The 15129-nt window shown below is 58.6% G+C and carries 18 protein-coding genes, 1 tRNA gene and 1 pseudogene; 7 read left to right on the top strand and 13 right to left on the bottom strand.

Going from position 1 to position 15129, the window contains the following annotated elements:
* Positions 1-19 precede the first annotated feature (19 nt).
* The 3 genes from HKD24_RS08785 to HKD24_RS08775 form a co-directional block, all read right to left on the bottom strand.
* On the bottom strand, positions 20-946 hold the full coding sequence (locus HKD24_RS08785; RefSeq protein ID WP_194259950.1) for an SH3 domain-containing protein: 927 nt from the start codon (positions 944-946) through the stop codon (positions 20-22).
* A gap of 84 nt (positions 947-1030) precedes the next feature.
* A complete protein-coding gene (locus tag HKD24_RS08780; protein ID WP_194259949.1) occupies positions 1031-1408 on the bottom strand; it encodes a DsrE family protein in 378 nt (125 codons plus the stop codon).
* A complete protein-coding gene (locus HKD24_RS08775) occupies positions 1405-2175 on the bottom strand; it encodes a HesA/MoeB/ThiF family protein (protein WP_194259948.1) in 771 nt (256 codons plus the stop codon). Before HKD24_RS08775 ends, HKD24_RS08780 begins: the two co-directional genes overlap by 4 nt.
* 101 nt (positions 2176-2276) lie before the next feature.
* Between HKD24_RS08775 and HKD24_RS08770 the strand changes: the two genes are divergently transcribed.
* A complete protein-coding gene (locus HKD24_RS08770) occupies positions 2277-2798 on the top strand; it encodes a DUF2939 domain-containing protein (RefSeq protein ID WP_062510520.1) in 522 nt (173 codons plus the stop codon).
* A 4-nt stretch (positions 2799-2802) separates the two neighbouring features.
* On the opposite strand, the gene HKD24_RS08765 is transcribed toward HKD24_RS08770, so the two are convergent.
* Positions 2803-3027 carry a DUF3126 family protein gene (locus HKD24_RS08765; protein WP_011253749.1) on the bottom strand — a complete coding sequence of 75 codons (225 nt, stop codon included), beginning with the start codon at positions 3025-3027 and terminating at the stop codon, positions 2803-2805.
* 188 nt (positions 3028-3215) lie between these two features.
* Between HKD24_RS08765 and HKD24_RS08760 the strand changes: the two genes are divergently transcribed.
* Positions 3216-3815: a hypothetical protein gene (locus HKD24_RS08760; RefSeq protein WP_062510642.1), complete on the top strand. Its 600-nt coding sequence runs from the start codon at positions 3216-3218 to the stop codon at positions 3813-3815.
* A gap of 43 nt (positions 3816-3858) precedes the next feature.
* On the opposite strand, the gene HKD24_RS08755 is transcribed toward HKD24_RS08760, so the two are convergent.
* From HKD24_RS08755 to HKD24_RS08730, 6 genes are all read right to left on the bottom strand, one after another.
* A complete protein-coding gene (locus tag HKD24_RS08755; protein WP_194259947.1) occupies positions 3859-4557 on the bottom strand; it encodes a pyridoxine 5'-phosphate synthase in 699 nt (232 codons plus the stop codon).
* Positions 4557-5558 (bottom strand): 4-hydroxythreonine-4-phosphate dehydrogenase PdxA, encoded by a 1002-nt coding sequence (gene pdxA, locus HKD24_RS08750; protein ID WP_194259946.1) that lies wholly within the window; start codon positions 5556-5558, stop codon positions 4557-4559. The genes HKD24_RS08755 and pdxA overlap by 1 nt, the downstream gene beginning before the upstream one ends.
* A 2-nt stretch (positions 5559-5560) precedes the next feature.
* Positions 5561-6985 carry a M20/M25/M40 family metallo-hydrolase gene (locus HKD24_RS08745; protein WP_194259945.1) on the bottom strand — a complete coding sequence of 475 codons (1425 nt, stop codon included), beginning with the start codon at positions 6983-6985 and terminating at the stop codon, positions 5561-5563.
* A gap of 102 nt (positions 6986-7087) precedes the next feature.
* Complete coding sequence (locus HKD24_RS08740) at positions 7088-10180, bottom strand: glycosyltransferase (RefSeq protein WP_194259944.1); 3093 nt, start codon at positions 10178-10180, stop codon at positions 7088-7090.
* Positions 10181-10225: 45 nt separating this feature from the next.
* Positions 10226-10747, bottom strand: a complete 522-nt coding sequence (locus HKD24_RS08735) for a protein-export chaperone SecB (RefSeq protein ID WP_194259943.1) — start codon at positions 10745-10747, stop codon at positions 10226-10228.
* A 117-nt stretch (positions 10748-10864) separates the two neighbouring features.
* Positions 10865-11155 (bottom strand): hypothetical protein, encoded by a 291-nt coding sequence (locus HKD24_RS08730; RefSeq protein ID WP_194259942.1) that lies wholly within the window; start codon positions 11153-11155, stop codon positions 10865-10867.
* A 165-nt stretch (positions 11156-11320) separates the two neighbouring features.
* Here HKD24_RS08730 and HKD24_RS08725 point away from each other — a divergent pair, with 165 nt between their 5' ends.
* The 5 genes from HKD24_RS08725 to HKD24_RS08705 all read left to right on the top strand — a co-directional run bounded on the left by HKD24_RS08725 (position 11321) and on the right by HKD24_RS08705 (position 14470).
* Positions 11321-11659: a LapA family protein gene (locus HKD24_RS08725; protein ID WP_194259941.1), complete on the top strand. Its 339-nt coding sequence runs from the start codon at positions 11321-11323 to the stop codon at positions 11657-11659.
* 8 nt (positions 11660-11667) lie between these two features.
* Complete coding sequence (pyrF, locus tag HKD24_RS08720) at positions 11668-12378, top strand: orotidine-5'-phosphate decarboxylase (RefSeq protein ID WP_194259940.1); 711 nt, start codon at positions 11668-11670, stop codon at positions 12376-12378.
* Positions 12378-13034: a phosphoribosylanthranilate isomerase gene (locus HKD24_RS08715; RefSeq protein WP_194260059.1), complete on the top strand. Its 657-nt coding sequence runs from the start codon at positions 12378-12380 to the stop codon at positions 13032-13034. The genes pyrF and HKD24_RS08715 overlap by 1 nt, the downstream gene beginning before the upstream one ends.
* Positions 13035-13052: 18 nt before the next feature.
* A tRNA-Ser gene (locus HKD24_RS08710) sits at positions 13053-13143 on the top strand.
* A 160-nt stretch (positions 13144-13303) separates the two neighbouring features.
* Positions 13304-14470: a tyrosine-type recombinase/integrase gene (locus HKD24_RS08705; protein ID WP_228124282.1), complete on the top strand. Its 1167-nt coding sequence runs from the start codon at positions 13304-13306 to the stop codon at positions 14468-14470.
* A gap of 59 nt (positions 14471-14529) precedes the next feature.
* Here the strand turns inward: HKD24_RS08705 and HKD24_RS08700 are convergent, their stop codons facing one another.
* The 3 genes and pseudogenes from HKD24_RS08700 to HKD24_RS08690 all read right to left on the bottom strand — a co-directional run.
* On the bottom strand, positions 14530-14742 hold the full coding sequence (locus tag HKD24_RS08700; RefSeq protein WP_194259939.1) for a helix-turn-helix transcriptional regulator: 213 nt from the start codon (positions 14740-14742) through the stop codon (positions 14530-14532).
* Positions 14739-14897: a hypothetical protein gene (locus HKD24_RS08695; RefSeq protein ID WP_194259938.1), complete on the bottom strand. Its 159-nt coding sequence runs from the start codon at positions 14895-14897 to the stop codon at positions 14739-14741. The genes HKD24_RS08700 and HKD24_RS08695 overlap by 4 nt, the downstream gene beginning before the upstream one ends.
* Before the next feature lie 121 nt (positions 14898-15018).
* Positions 15019-15129 (bottom strand): annotated as a pseudogene (locus tag HKD24_RS08690) (IS481 family transposase); the annotation flags it as partial.

Below are 15129 nucleotides of genomic sequence, written 5' to 3'. Positions count from 1 at the left end.
GGCGTCCTCGATCGAAAAATTAGTTTGGTTGAATCGTCTCGCCGGGGAGCAGTCCCCAGAAAAGACGGCGTGGCAGCCAGCCTTCGTAGCCTTTCACGCTGACGCGGCACCATTGAGAGTTCTGCGGGCACAGCTTGATATTGCCGACCGTTCCCTGCTCCAGCACCGCGATGACGCTGCTATCTTCTTCCGGATGGCTCATGAGGAGCACATCATTTTTATGTGCCCGTGCCTCCTCCTGGGTGGCGACACGGGCGAGAATACGGGCATCGGCCTTGCCGATATGGTCGCCTGCCTGTGCACTGGCCTCTCCCGCCTGTGCTTTCACACCTTCGGGAGGAAGGCCGGGGATGACGAAGGTCCGGCTGCCATAGAGCGTCGCCTGATGAACCCAGCCCTTCTGACCGTCAGAATCTTCCACAAGCCGCCAGACATCGAACTCACGTTCGATTTCCACAGGCAATCCGCGGCGATGATAGACCCAGTCGATCGGATACCGGTCTCCAGGACCACGGCGCATATAGACCTTGTCGGCTCTCAGTGCGGCATAGCGGGGCAATGGCAGGCCCGTATTGCTGCCCTTATCCGTATTTTCGGGCGCAAGCGGAGCTGCCGGTGCCGCAGGCTGGCCCGCTGCCCCTGTTGCTGCACCAGCCGTTCCGGCGGCAGCGCCGGCCGCGACTGCCGGAGCGGCATGCTTCAGGGCTGCGTGATGTGCTGCCTTATGCTTTGCGCCTGATGTCGCGGGTTTCGCTGCTTCTGCCTTGTGATGTTTCTTGGCAGGCGCGTGCTTGTCGGCGGTTTTTTCAGCCGTTTCCCCATGCTTCTTGTGGTGATGGGCAGCCCAGGCGCCCGGAGCGGCGAACAGGACCGTGCCGGCCAGAAGCGCGCGAAGAAGAGCGGAATGGCCTTTGGCAGGACGCAGAGGGGAGACAGACATTCTCATGAGCGCATCCCTGCCAAGGGCCGAGAGTTTCGGCAAGTCATCAAAACGGGAAAGACATCTTAAAATTGTATGTTTGGGGGCAACTTACAGCGCAAGGATGGAATTGTCTCCCGCCAGTTCGAGAAAGCTGACAATTCCCGCAACTGAAACTCCGTCCATCAGGTCCGCTGGAGACAGCGAGGCCAGTTTCAGGCCGGTCTCACAGGTCATCACGTCTGCACCGAGTTCCATGACGGCTTCCCGAAGCTCACTGAAGCCCGCTACGCCCTGGGCGGCGAGTTCGGAGTCAGAACGCACGTCCTGAAGCGCGGACCAGTCCTTTGCAAAAGCCAGCACACTGCGTCCTCCGGCAAAGATCGTGACCTTCCGTCCGAGCGACAGACCGCCCGCCGCAACGATGAGTGCATAATGGACCCGCTGCCATGAATCGTCGGCTAGGGTCAGGAACATGGGAGTACTCATGCCGACAGACTCTTTTCATGGTGGGCCGGACAGGCGGGGTCCCGGTGCAGCACGAAGCTCTGTAACGTGCCTGACAGGGCGTCCCACATGGACACGCGTGTCTCGTCCCGCCCCTCCAGTCCGATAATCTCCCGCATGACTTCAACGGCCATCAGGCTACCCATGACACCGGTTGCCGCACCCAGAACGCCTGCCTCTCCACAATTCGGAGCAGACGTTCGCTCGGCGTCGGGAAACAGGCAGCGATAGCAGGGACCGCCTTTCTGGGGACGGAAAACTGCAAGCTGTCCGGAAAATCCCTGCACCGCGCCTGAGACCAGAGTACGTCCATGACGGACGCAGGCATCGGAGACTGCCAGCCGTGTGGCAAAATTATCCGTGCCGTCACAGATCAGGTCATAGTGCGGGATGAGTTCGTCCAGTGTCGTTTCCGTCGCCCGCATTGGATAAGGGTGGAGTTCCACCAGCGGATTGAGCGCTGCAAGCCGGGCTGCGGCCGCTTCAACCTTGAAGCGGCCAATATCGTCTGTGCCGTAAAGAATCTGACGCTGGAGATTGCTGAGATCCACCTGGTCATGATCAATGATCCCGATATGCCCGACTCCTGACGCGGCAAGCTGCTGAAGCAGCGGGGCGCCCAGACCACCGGCTCCGACCACAAGAACGGCGGCTTTTCGCAGTCGCGCCTGCCCTGTCGCTCCGACCTGAGGCAGAAGAATGTGGCGGGAATACCGCTCCAGTTCCTGATCGGAAAAATTCATGTCCATGACATGATGATAATTGCTGACTTTCACGGGTGAAAGACGTTAGCGTCACTATCATCCATCACTGTCCTGGTGTCTCACAGGACCCGAACAGAGAAGTCATCATGAAAAACGGTTTTCGCAGGGTCATGCCACGCGCATGGCAGGGACTTGGGGTCAGTGCCGGTGCTGTTCTGGCAGCGTATGCGGTGTCGCCATATCTGGCTCTGTGGGATATCGACCGGGCGATGAGCGGCAACAATCCCTCACGCCTTGCCCCGCATGTTGACTGGGCCTCGCTGAGCCATTGCCTGAAGGAGCAGTTCACGCCCGCAGCGCCGGCTGATGACGATCTTCCAGGCTTTGGAAGCTCATTTGCGGGTCAGGTCGTTTCAAATGCGATCGACACGCACCTCACGCCAGCCACGCTGATGACGACGGCCCATCAGGTGATGCCCCATAGTGCACCAACCGCGAGCTGGCTTGGAATGTGGCATTCCATGCACGCCCATTTCGTCAGCGCCGGTAAATTCGAGGCGAGCCTGGACCAGCCGGGACAGACACCGTTCGTCCTGCACATGAAGTTCGAGCACTGGGGCTGGAAAATCACGCGATTCGAGATGCCTGCCCCGGCTCACGCCGCCTGAAAATTCAGGCGGCCGGAAGGTCTTCTTCCAGAACCGTGATGTGGATGGCGTAGGACACTTCGCCTTCGTCCTCGTCACGGTGTACCGTGCCGATCACTTCCCCTGCCACGGCCAGTTCAACGCTCATGCCCTTGCGGCTGGGCTTGTTGACGGTCAGTTTCGGAGAGCCCAGCAGGCGCTGGAGCGTGGTCTGGAGGCGTGTTACCTCGGATGGGGTCATGTCGGCCATTGATGGCATTCCTGTGCTGCAAGGGAACTGCCCTGTAACCCATCATCCGGCACAAAGGAACCCGCCTCCTCTATCCCCATCCGGGATGGTGTTGTAGAAACAGGACACTTCACATCTGATTGTGACCTGTTCGTCATGAATCGTTCCGGGTCTGCAGTCTGCTCCCCATGATGCGCAAAGGAGACATGATGCGCCCGGTTTTCACACGGATGGTCGTTGCCCTGACGGCGACCGCGGCCCTCTCGGGATGTGGCTATTTCGATTCCCGCAGTGCTCACAAGGCACAGTACGAAATGGTTGGCATGACGAGCTATGATCTTCAGGCCTGCGCCGGTATTCCGGCTTCCACGAAGAAGCTGAACGATACAACCGAGATCTGGCAGTATGACGGAAGCAAGGCGCTTCCGACGATGCCATCGGATTCCGGTTTCATTCCTGTCCAGTCGGCCATCAGTATCTATCAGTCCGCATTTGGCGGCGGTGGGACGGCATGCCGCATGCTGGTCCGCATGGATCATGACCGGGTCTCCGAAGTGCATTACACCGGCAATGACGATGAATATATCGGAACAGACGGCATCTGCTCCATCATCACCCGCGGCTGTGCCCGTCAGCGTGAGTCCACGATGCGTCGCGTGAATGGTGGCCCCTTCGGTCCCGTTTCCGGTTTCCACCCGCCGCGTACGCCGGCACAGAGTGGAACAGCAACCTATTCCGACCAGTCCGGGAAATACGTTCCCAAGTTCACGAACGACGACACCCAGCCGGTTATCCAGCCGGTCAAGTAAGCCCCATAAAAAGGCCGGGATGGTTTCCATCCCGGCTTTTTTGTCAGCTGTTGATCAGGTTTTTCATTTTCCGGACTGCGGGTCCGAGACCATCGAAAATCGCCTGTCCGATCAGGAAATGTCCGATATTGAGTTCGGCAAGGCCGGGCAGCGCGGCAACAGGCCCGACATTGGCATAGGTCAGTCCATGTCCGGCATGGAGTTCCAGACCGCATGCCGCAACGGTGTCAGCCGCTGTCTGCAGGCGCTCCAGTTCATGTGCGCCTCCATGCGCATAGGCCCCGGTATGAAGCTCCACCACAGGTGCACCCAGAGCCGCCGCAGTCTCGATCTGACGGGCATCAGGGTTAATGAACAGAGAGACCCGGATACCGGCGTCTTTCAGCCGGGCGATCCGGGGCGCGAGAGCCTCCCGCTGCCCCGTGACATCCAAACCGCCTTCTGTCGTGACTTCCTGACGTTTTTCCGGGACCAGACAGCAGGCATGCGGACGCAGCTCGCAGGCGATCCTCACCATCTCATCGGTCGCGGCCATTTCGAAATTTAGCGGGGCAGACAGGGCCTTGAGGCGGGGCATGTCGGCATCTCGGATATGCCGGCGGTCTTCGCGCAGATGCGCTGTGATCCCGTCAGCGCCTGATGCAATGGCGAGTTCGGCGGCCTTTACGAGATCAGGAAATGTGCCGCCCCGGGCGTTTCGCAGCGTGGCGACGTGATCAATATTTACTCCAAGACGGATCATCACCCTCTCCTTTCCCGATATAGACTCATTTCGCCAGCCAGACGGATGGCGGCCAGAAGGCTGGACACATCGGCCCGGCAAAAGCCTGTCACAGGCCCTGCAATATCGAAAGCGGTTCCATGATCCGGGGATGTGCGGATGATCGGCAGGCCGAGGGTCACGTTCACGCCTTCTGCCATATCGAGCGTCTTGAGCGGAATGAGCGCCTGGTCATGATACATGCAGATCGCGGTATCGTAATTTGGCCGGGCATTGGCACTGAACATCGTGTCCGGCGGCAGAGGGCCCTGACAGTTGATGCCCTGAGCCCGAAGCCTGTCGATGGCAGGCTGGATGATTATTGTTTCCTCATCGCCCATCATGCCGTGTTCGCCGGCGTGAGGATTTAGTCCTGCAATCGCCAGCCGTGGTGCAGCAATGCCGAAATCCCGCTTTAGTGCTGTGTTCGCAGCCTTTGCCACACTCACGATGCGATCGGTCGTCAGCGTGTTCAGGGCCCGCTGCAGCGAAACATGAACCGTCACGGGCACGACCTTGAGCTGTGGCGACGCCAGCATCATGATTTCTTCGCCGGGACAGTCGCAAAGGGCTGCCAGAAATTCCGTATGCCCCGGATAGGGAAAGCCGGTAGCGGCCAGAACATGCTTGGCGATCGGGTTTGTCACAACACCGCCGGCCCGCCCTGCGAGCGCATATTCAACCGCCAGACGGATGCTGCTGATCGTCGCTCCGGCGTTGCGGGAGTCTGGCTGCCCCGGGACGACATCTGCTTCACAGAATACCGGCAGGACAGGCAGGCTGTCACTGAAAACAGCGCCTGCTTCCTCTGGGCTATCGATGCAGGTGACCGGAACCGCGCTTTCCACCAACCGCGGATCACCCAGCCAGAAAAATGTTCCCTCCCCCGAAAGCCGCAGCCTTCGCCATGCCTCGACCGCGAGTTGGGGGCCGATCCCGGCCGGGTCTCCCAGTGTCAGGGCAAGCGGTTTCGGGGTTTTCATCGTCAGCCTGCGTCTGCCAGTGCCGCAAGCACCCGTACCCATGAGCGGATGCCCTTATGGAAGGAATCCAGTCCGTACTGTTCGTTCGGAGAATGGATCCGGTCGTCATTCTGGGCAAAGCCGATCATCAGAGCATCCAGTCCCAGCGCATCCCGGACTTCGCCCGCGACCGGGATGGAGCCACCGGAACCCACTGTCGCGGCGGGGACGCCCCATTCGTCCGTCAGGGCTTTCAGTGCAGGCGCCAGAAAGCGGCTGTCACGGGAGACTTCAAAGCCCGGCGAACCGCCATGGCCTGTGAAGGTCACGTGAGCATCGGAAGGCAGGGCTGCACGGATATGGGCGCGGAAGGTTTCACGAATGCGGTCAGGGTCCTGCCCTGGCACGAGGCGGAAGGACACCTTCGCCATGGCCTTTGCCGGAAGAACCGTCTTGAACCCCTCGCCTTCATAGCCGCCGGAAATTCCGTTGATTTCGCAGCTTGGGCGGCACCATGTCTGTTCGATGGCACTATAGCCCTTTTCGCCAGCTGCGACCGACAGTCCTGCTTCTTCCAGAAGGGAACGGTCATCGGGAAACAGCTTGCTCCACTGTGCCCGCGTCTCAGGCGCCGGATCCTGGATGCCATCATAGAAGCCGGGCAGTGTCACGCCCCCTTCCGCGTTTCTCAGCGTTGCCAGGGCCTGACAGAGAACGGCAATCGGGTTCGCTGCAGCATTGCCATACAGACCGGAATGCAGGTCATGGCTGGCGCACTGGATAACCACTTCCTCGGCCATCATGCCCCGCAGGGAGGTCGTGATGCCGGGCGTTTTACGGTCCGCCATGCCTGTATCACAGACAAGCGCCACATCCGCTTTCAGTTCAGCCGCGTTTTCCTTGAGGAACGGAAACAGGTTTGCGCCACCACATTCCTCTTCGCCTTCCAGAAGAACACTGACCCTGACCGGCAGCGAGCCCGTCACCTGTTTCCAGGCGCGGCAGGCCTCCAGAAAGGTCATGACCTGACCCTTGTCGTCGCTTGCCCCTCGCGCGACGATGACCTTGCGACCTGTGGTATCTTCGACCAGTCGCGGCTCGAAGGGAGGCGCGTTCCACAGCGCTTCGGGGTCCGTCGGCTGGACGTCATAATGGCCGTAGAACAAGACGTGCGGTCGATGATCCTTATCTCCGTCAGCCCCTTCATGACCAACAACCATGGGATGTCCCGGTGCAGCCCAGTGGACATCCCGGATATCAGCCGTCATTCCGAGTTCTTTGAGTTCCCGCTGCATCCATTCTGCCGCTTTACGGCAATCTGCTGCGTGTGCAGGCTGGGTGGAAATGCTCGGAATGCGGAGAATTTCGAAGAGACGTGAGACCGAAGCGTCGAGATGAGCGTCGACATTCTGGAGAACGGTATCAAGTTTCTCGGAAGTGGCAGTCATCTTGTTTTCCATATTCAGTTGTCTGAGGCCGAAAGGCAGCGCGAAAAATCCGACAGATCGGCTGTCATCCCCGCTCGCTGCCTCATGGCCATTGTTTTTTTCTCAATCACTGCCGGCAGTCATCCGACGGGGCTGAAGCCGGATCGGAGCTGGAGCAAACCTGGCGTCGGCCTCGGATATCTTGTGATGACGCAGCGGTACCGTCGAAGCTGCAAGAGGCGTGGTTCCGGCTGCAACGGAGAGAACCTCTTTCAGTCCGTCATAAAAACCGGAATGGGCGGCTTCGTTGCGCATCCGCTCCTGCACGTCATGGCTGATTCTATTCCACAGATCCATGTCCGTATACAGACGGATTATGGCTTGAGCGAACCTGTTTGGATCACAAAACCCGCCTGACAGACACGTCTTCCCGTCTTCCAGACCCAGCGTCTGACAGACAGTTTCCGAGACCACAGCGGGTAACCCGGCTGCAGCCGCATCCAGCACCTCACGTGGCGCCGATGCCAGCACGCGCGACGGCTCGACAAGAATGCGGCGCGATCTGTAGAGCGCCTGCAGGTCTGTCTCGTCCGGAAAAGCTTCCAGTCGCCGATATCTCGTGAATGCAGAAAGATCGACCTTCTCGGCCCGATAGCCTGCCAGAAGGACGGTTGCTTCGGGCGGCAGGCTGCGATCCAGTTTTGACAGGACCTCATGGACAAACCAGTGCAGGCCATCATGCACTGCATCGCCACTGGCATGGACAGGCAGAACAAGCAGGATGCCAGTACGTTCACTGAACGAGGGAGACAGGACTGCCGGAATGGGAGGTGCGCCCAGCACACAGACATTGGTTAGACCGAGCGCTTCCAAATTGGCTTTTTCGTCTGCTGTACCGGCGACCAAGGACTGCGTCAGCCAAGCCTGATCGATATCAAGTTCCAGATCATCCAGGAGCAGTTCGCGATTGTTCACGGTTCCCACAAGTCGGCGGTAATGGGATTCCGTAGAATGACTTCCGTGGACGTCCACGACCATTCCCAGTCTGGGCAGGCACTTCGCGTGGTTCTGCAGGATCGGGCCGGTACGCTGAAGTGTTTTCGTACTGCCGATCCAGACGTAATCGAAGCATCCTGCGCGTTCCTGCAGGAAATCCGGCAGCTCGGACAGGTCACAATCGTCCATCAGTTCGATGCCCGGCGGAAAATCCAGCGCTGTAGCGACACAGTCATGGAGGCTTCCATCCAGCGGGAAGACGGTCACCTGATATCCGAGCTGGCTGAGACCGATCATCATGTCACGCTGCCGGAGATAAGGTGTACCCAGAACGGTATGGGGCAGTCGTTCGCACAGGAACAGGATCCCCGGCGAACCACATGCAGACCGGGCGCGCATGATATTGGTGCTCGGTAGCGGCTGTCTCGACAGCAGTCCCGCAAACCGGCGTTTCAGCCAGGCTTCATTGCGGACGCGCAGTTCCGGGGCGATTTCCGGCTCTGCAGCCGATCGGTCGAGTACATCCGGATCATACAGGATTTTACCACCGGCCTGACGCAATGAGCAGCAGATTGCGAGCATCTCGGCTTCCGGGCCGATACAGACAGGATTCAGTTTGCTGTGTTCATGCAAGGGGGGGCGCCGGCAGAACAGAAGTCCACCGGTAAAGGCGTTCACCCATCGCCGGAACGCAATTTCAGGTTCGTTAGCCCGCAGGCCTTTTCCGAAAGGTGTGAAAGTCGCGTTTCTCCACAAAACACTGCCGGCTTCCCGAACCTTGCCGTCCAGTCCCAGAGACTGGCCGCCCACTGCCCAGATTTCGGGGTCTGCGAATGCTTCAAGAGCGGTTTTCAGACTTCCAGGGAACGGCTGGACCCCGGCTGGAAGCAGCAGAACAATGTCTGCACGTGCAAGTTCAAGCCCCAGCCCGATCTGTTCAGCATGGGTCGTACGATAAGGCGGCCGTATAATGTGTATCCCGCGGACAAACCGCTCGATCTGGGCCGTTTCATCCGTGGACCCTGCGTCGATCAGAACGATCTGCAGGCTTCGGTCGCTGTTCGCATAGAGAGCAGCCAAGGTGGAGAGTGTTTCCTGAAACTGGTTTGAGACCGGCATGATAACGGTCACGTCCGGCAGGGTCACAGGGCGGAAATCTAGGGGTTCGCGCACGAGTGAAGGAATAAGCGTCTGTGCTCTCTGCAAATCCAGCAACTGGCACTGCTTTTCCGGGATGTCCGCTACGGTCTCTTCCAGCGGATTTCCCTGGGACTGGACCCAGAGCGTAAAGATATCGGGAATATCCGGGCGACGAAGCTGGCGCTGAATACCGCTCTGCCTCAGGAAACTGGCCAGATCGACGTCGGCCTGAGGCTGACGCTGTTCGGCGATACCAAAACGGACGAAATGTTCATATCCGTTCCGGAAGCCGCCCTGAGCAACGATATTGCCTACATCCGGATATTTTTCGGCATAAAAGGCTTCGCTGAACCACGGATTGGGATCGTAAGCTGTCGGATTGCCATTGGTCAGGTAATGGTGAAGCGGGCTCTGATATCTGTTGTTTTCTAAGGCCTCCGCAACATCCGGGTAGCGTTCGAGGTACCATTTCGGATCGAAATACCAGGAACTGCGCCGCCTCCCGGCTGCCGAAAACCGGATGAACTGAACAAAATCGCCGATCCCGAAATCATAATGCTGTCTTTCGGCCATGCTGGCGGATCGAAAGACCTCAGGATCGAAGAAAGCGTGGGACTTGCGGTGTTCCTGATCGCCTATTGCAAGATAATGGTCATAGCCATTGCAGAACCCCTGCGATGCAAGGACATGCGGGCTCAGGTCAGGATTGCAGCTGAAATAGTTTTCTTCGGAAAACAGCCAGTGCGGCGAGCGACTTCGGAAACCGCTTTCGCAGTAATGCAGGAAGCCACTGTCGAAAATCCCCAGACTGATGCCCTCGCGGACATCCGGGTTCTGGCGGAGATACCATTCTTCGTCGAAAAACCGGTTGGGAGACAGCCCGGCTCTGGCTCCCTTCTTTTTCCAGTGATGTTCCAGTCCTTCATCGCTCAGATCGAGTTCCGAGGCTTCTCCGCTCTCCTTGGCTTCCTCACGCAGGCGTAGCCCATAGCGGGTGCGGTACCATTCTGCATCAAACGCTGCCCATAGAGGCGGCCGATCACCCGCAAAAGCCGGGGATGCAAGGATATGATCTTTCATTGATGCTGGGTCCCTCTGGAGCTGCCTGCAGAACGGATATGCTCTTTACCGCTGCTGTGCCCGTCGGCTCTGCCAGAGCGCATGAAAGTCTATGGGCTGGATGTTGGGAGACGGAAAACCGGCCTCACGGACGGTATTCAGCATGGCGCTGCGTGCGGGGGGGAACAGGAAGCGCGGAGCTTCAACCAGCAACAGGGGTTCGACCGCTTCCTGCGGAATACGTCCTGTCAGACCGAACAGCCCTGCATAGGCCAGGCTGATTTCATAAAGGACCTTCGGATTGGGAGCTTCCTGTGTCGGGGCGCTCTCCAGACCCTGTGCCCGGATGACAAGGCTGACTTCGAATGTGGGCTGATCTCCGAGCTGGCGTCCCGTAACATCAACCGTCATCCCGATATGAGGCTGTGTGGGAAGATCCCTGTAGACGTCCGGAGTGTTCTGCACATCAATGGACATGGCCCGGAGATACTGCGAACCAACGATGAGAGATGAGGAAGAAGGCTGGGAATCCGAAACGTCCAGGCCTTCGGAACCGCCTGTCACGGTGTCGGTATATGTTTGATCCATTGGCTTGCATCCTCATGCGGTCATCAAATCATTCATTTCGTATTGCACTGAAATGCAAGGAAATGTGGCATCCGGCAGTCTGTCACGATGTTTGTGTTTTGACCAGCGGGGCGATTTTCAGATGAGCCTGCCGCGCAGCATTCCAAGTGCCGGAAGTGGTCTCCAGTTTCGTGGAAGATCCGCGCGCTTTATCTTCTCGATCCGGTACACGGGGACGTCCTGTTTTTCGGTCCGCAGAAACACGCTGTAGGCACTGACCTGTCCGACACGCCACTGCCGGTCCGCCTCGGCCTCCTTCTGTGTCATGTAGATGTTCGCGATGACCGTGCGCTTCCCCTGGGATGCGAGAACGGCCCAGAACGTATCACTTTTCGGAAGAGCCGGACGTAATGGAATGATTTCAGACACCGCGATCCCTTTCGGTGATACGTTGGGAATGATATCGCCATCCTGCGCAATGTCAGCACCGGCGCATGATGCCGCCTGCACAGGACATCATGATTGCTGACAGGGAATCAATCTTCCTGCCCGCACGTCTTGTTGCGCTGCAGGTAGCACGATAGGACCATGTTTATGCTCAGACTGCTCATCCTCGTCGTTCTTCTCGCGGTCCTGATCGTTTTTGCCTTGAGCAATACGGATCTGGAACCCATCTGGCTGGTGTCTTTTGGCTGGCATCTGTCCATCGGCACGCTCGTGCTGGGTGTAGGGGTTGTCGCCCTTCTGTTCGGCTTTCTGATCGGCCTGATCGGTGACATGCAGCAGCGTTCACGCGCCCGCCGTGCTGAACAGCATGTTCGCACGCTGGAAAGCCAGCTTGTCGAACTTCATCAGCGTCTGGATCGCCTTCAGAACCCGGTTGGCACCCCCCTCCCCGGCACGGTCCCGGTTCAGCCAGAGCAGAAGGTCTGAGCGCCAGCATGTTGCGTCGTACAAAACTGATCGCTGCCCTCGATACAGCATCCCGCTCCCAGGCACTGCATTGGGCAGAAAAACTCAAAGATGATGTCGACGCCATTAAACTGGGGCTCGAATTTACCTATGCCTGCGGGCTGGATGCGGTGAAGACGGTTTCTGAAGGGCACAAGCTTTTTCTTGATCTGAAACTGCACGACATTCCCCATACTGTCGCATCGGGCCTTTCTGCCCTTGCTCCGCTCCGGCCGGCCCTCACAACGATCCATGCCAGTGGTGGTACGGAAATGATTGCCCGTTCACGAGAGGCTCTTGAAAGAGCATTTCCGGACGGAATGGAGCGTCCGAGACTTCTGGCCGTTACGGTTCTAACCAGCATGAACGCTGCCGGTCTTCAGGAAATTGGCGTTGATGCCACCCCTCAGGAGCAGGTCGTCAGGCTCGGAAAGCTGGCCATTAGGGCCGGCGCGGACGGACTAGTCTGCTCGGCCCATGAAATCGCGCCTTTGAGGGACGCGCTGGGTGATGCTCCCGTGCTGGTTGTCCCGGGCATCCGGCCTGCTGGCACTGCCAGTGATGATCAGAAACGCATCATGACACCTGCGCAGGCCGCCCGGGCAGGAGCGGACTGGATCGTGGTAGGCAGGCCCATTACAAAGGCGGCTGATCCGGTGCAGGCCGCCAGAGCGATCATGGATGAACTGGCTGGCGCATGATAACGGGGGTCAAGATCTGCGGCATCCGTGATACCCGGACGATGGAGCTTTGCGCGCGCCTGAAGGTTGACTGGGTGGGCTTTGTTTTCTGTGAGGCCTCCCCTAGATTTGTAACTGCTGACGAGGCTTTGGCTCTCCACGACAGCGTGCCAGTCTCGACTGAAGGTGGTCCTTCCCGCGTTGGTCTGTTTGTAAAGCCGGATAACAGGCTGATCGAACAGACTTTGGAAAAAGTGCCTCTGGATGTTCTCCAGATTTACGACACACCAGTGCGCAGCCTGGAAATTCAGTCGCAGTTCGGGCGCCCTGTCTGGCGAGCCTGTGGCATTGCCAGCCAATCCGACCTCCCGACTGATCCCCGACTGGCAGGTTACGTTATTGAAGCACCGCGACAGGAACAGGACTGCCGCCCTGGAGGGCTTGGTCGTACGTTCGACTGGTCCCTGACCCGGAATTGGGCGCCTCCGTCCTTCTGGATGCTTGCCGGGGGACTGAATCCGTTAAACGTTCAGCGCGCCATACAGGAAAGCCAGGCGCCGGCAGTCGACGTTTCCTCGGGCGTTGAGTCGTCACCAGGCCATAAATCTTCCGAACTTATTGAAAAATTTGTCCAGAATGCCCGAAAGGGACTTGATCTGACGCGGAAGCTCTCGTAAACACCGCCTCGCTCGACAGGAGAGATGGCCGAGCGGCTTAAGGCGCACGCTTGGAAAGCGTGTGTACGTTAATAGCGTACCGTGGGTTCGAATCCCACTCTCTCCGCCAGAACCCCTTCTCAATCAGTCTCATGTTGTCTCAAAGCCTTGGTATATCCAGCGTTTTGCGTCATTCTCTTGTCTCATTCGTTCTCGTTTTGTCTCATCCTGTCTCGTTCTGAACCGGGTAGACGGCGGGTATAATTTCGGAAGAGACGGGGTAGAGCCAAATGCTGACAGACTCGCAGGTCCGTGCGGCCAAGCCAAAAGACAAAGCCTTCAAGCTCACGGACGGCGGAGGCCTGTATCTCCAAGTGACACCTTCGGGCGGCAAGCACTGGCGCTGGCGCTATGAGATTGAGGGTAAGGAAAAGACCTACACGATGGGATCATACCCGGACGTTCGCCTTCCTGATGCCCGGTCGGAGCGGGATAAGGCCCGCAAGGTTCTGCAGGCCGGACGAGACCCGGCAAAAGAAAAGAAGCTCCTCAAGGCGATCGGCAAGGTCGATCCTACCCAGACCTTCATTGCGACTGCCCGAGACTGGTTTGCTCAGAGAAAGGATCTCTGGACGGAGCGGCATGCTGCGGACGTGTGGCGTAGCCTGGAGCGTGATGTGCTGCCTTCCGTGGGCCACATGCCGGTCAATGATCTTACGCCCCCGATCGTCCTTGCTGTCCTGCGAGAGATCGAAACGCGCGGCGCGGTAGAGTCTGCTCATCGCACTCGCCAGCGTATGTCAGACATTTTCGTCCACGCCATTGCCTGCGGATACGGAACAGCGGACCCGGCCGCCATTGTCGCCCCTGCCCTCGGGCCTGTGGTCCGCGGCAGGCAACCGGCCATCACGGATCTGGATGAGGCCCGCGCCATGATCCGCAAGACTGAAGGCAAAGACGCGCACCCGGTCACGCTCCTCGCGTTGCGGCTGCTGTACCTGACTGCCGTCAGGCCGGGCGAACTACGCTATGCGATGTGGGACGAGTTCGAGGACCTGGGCGGCCCCGAGCCGCTGTGGCGTATCCCGGCAGTTCGAATGAAGAAGAAACGGGAGCATTTGGTAGCACTATCACGCCAGGCCGTTGAACTGCTCGAAGCATTGCGTCCACTGTCTGGACGCTGGCCGCACCTGTTTCCGAATGCGCGCCGTCCGAAGCAGGTCATGAGCGAGAATGCGATCGGGTATCTGCTGAACAGGGCCGGATACCATCAGCGGCACGTCCCGCATGGTTTTCGGGCGACCTTCTCAAGCTCGATGAATGAGCGGTTCCCGGAAGATCGGCAGGCCATCGATCTGATGCTTGCCCATGTTATGAAAGACAAAGTGGAGGCGCCTATAACCGCGCCCTGTTTCTTGCGCGCCGTCGAGAACTGGCGCAGATCTGGGCCGACCTGATCTTGGAGAAGCAGGCCAGCCTCAAGGATCTTGTGAGCACGAGCCGCAAAGCCCGCTCCTTATAGGGCGGGCTCGCTCTGCTCCTTCCAGGCATCCGTCCCGATGCGGATCAGTTCCTCAATATCGCGCTGATCCCATCGGACCGAACCGGACGAGAGGCGGCGGGGCTTCGGAAGCTGTCCTGCGCTCATGTGCCGGTAAATCGTCGCCCTGCTCCATCCAAGACGTGACTGCACTTCCTTTACGATCAGAAGCTGTGAAGCATCACTCATCTCCGTTCCTCCGCGTCCATGGCTGCGTCGATGGCGTCTCGATAGGTCGCATGCCCCGTCGAAAGCGAACGATCTTCCGGCTCTGACCAGCAGCCATATGTTGTCGGCCCGTTGTTGTGGCTTGACCCAGCCGTCGTGACGATCTTGCGAACCATCTATTCCAGCCGCTCCGTATCTGTCCGCCCGCTCATGCCGGGTCTTCTGAATACTGCTCATTGATTGCAGTATTTGCGCCATCCATGAACTGATCGAAGTCGCGCCCAGATTGACCGAAGCCTAGGTGTTTAGTCCCGGGATTTGATGGGTTGGATTGATGATGAATCTTTCTGGCTCTGAAGTCCAGATTTTGCAGACGTATTCGTAAGGGGTAAGGCCACTGAGGGTCTT

Origin of the sequence: Gluconobacter vitians, from assembly GCF_015244565.1 — a bacterium.
GTDB classification, from domain to species: domain Bacteria; phylum Pseudomonadota; class Alphaproteobacteria; order Acetobacterales; family Acetobacteraceae; genus Gluconobacter; species Gluconobacter vitians.
This window is presented reverse-complemented; position numbering and strand designations above follow the sequence as displayed.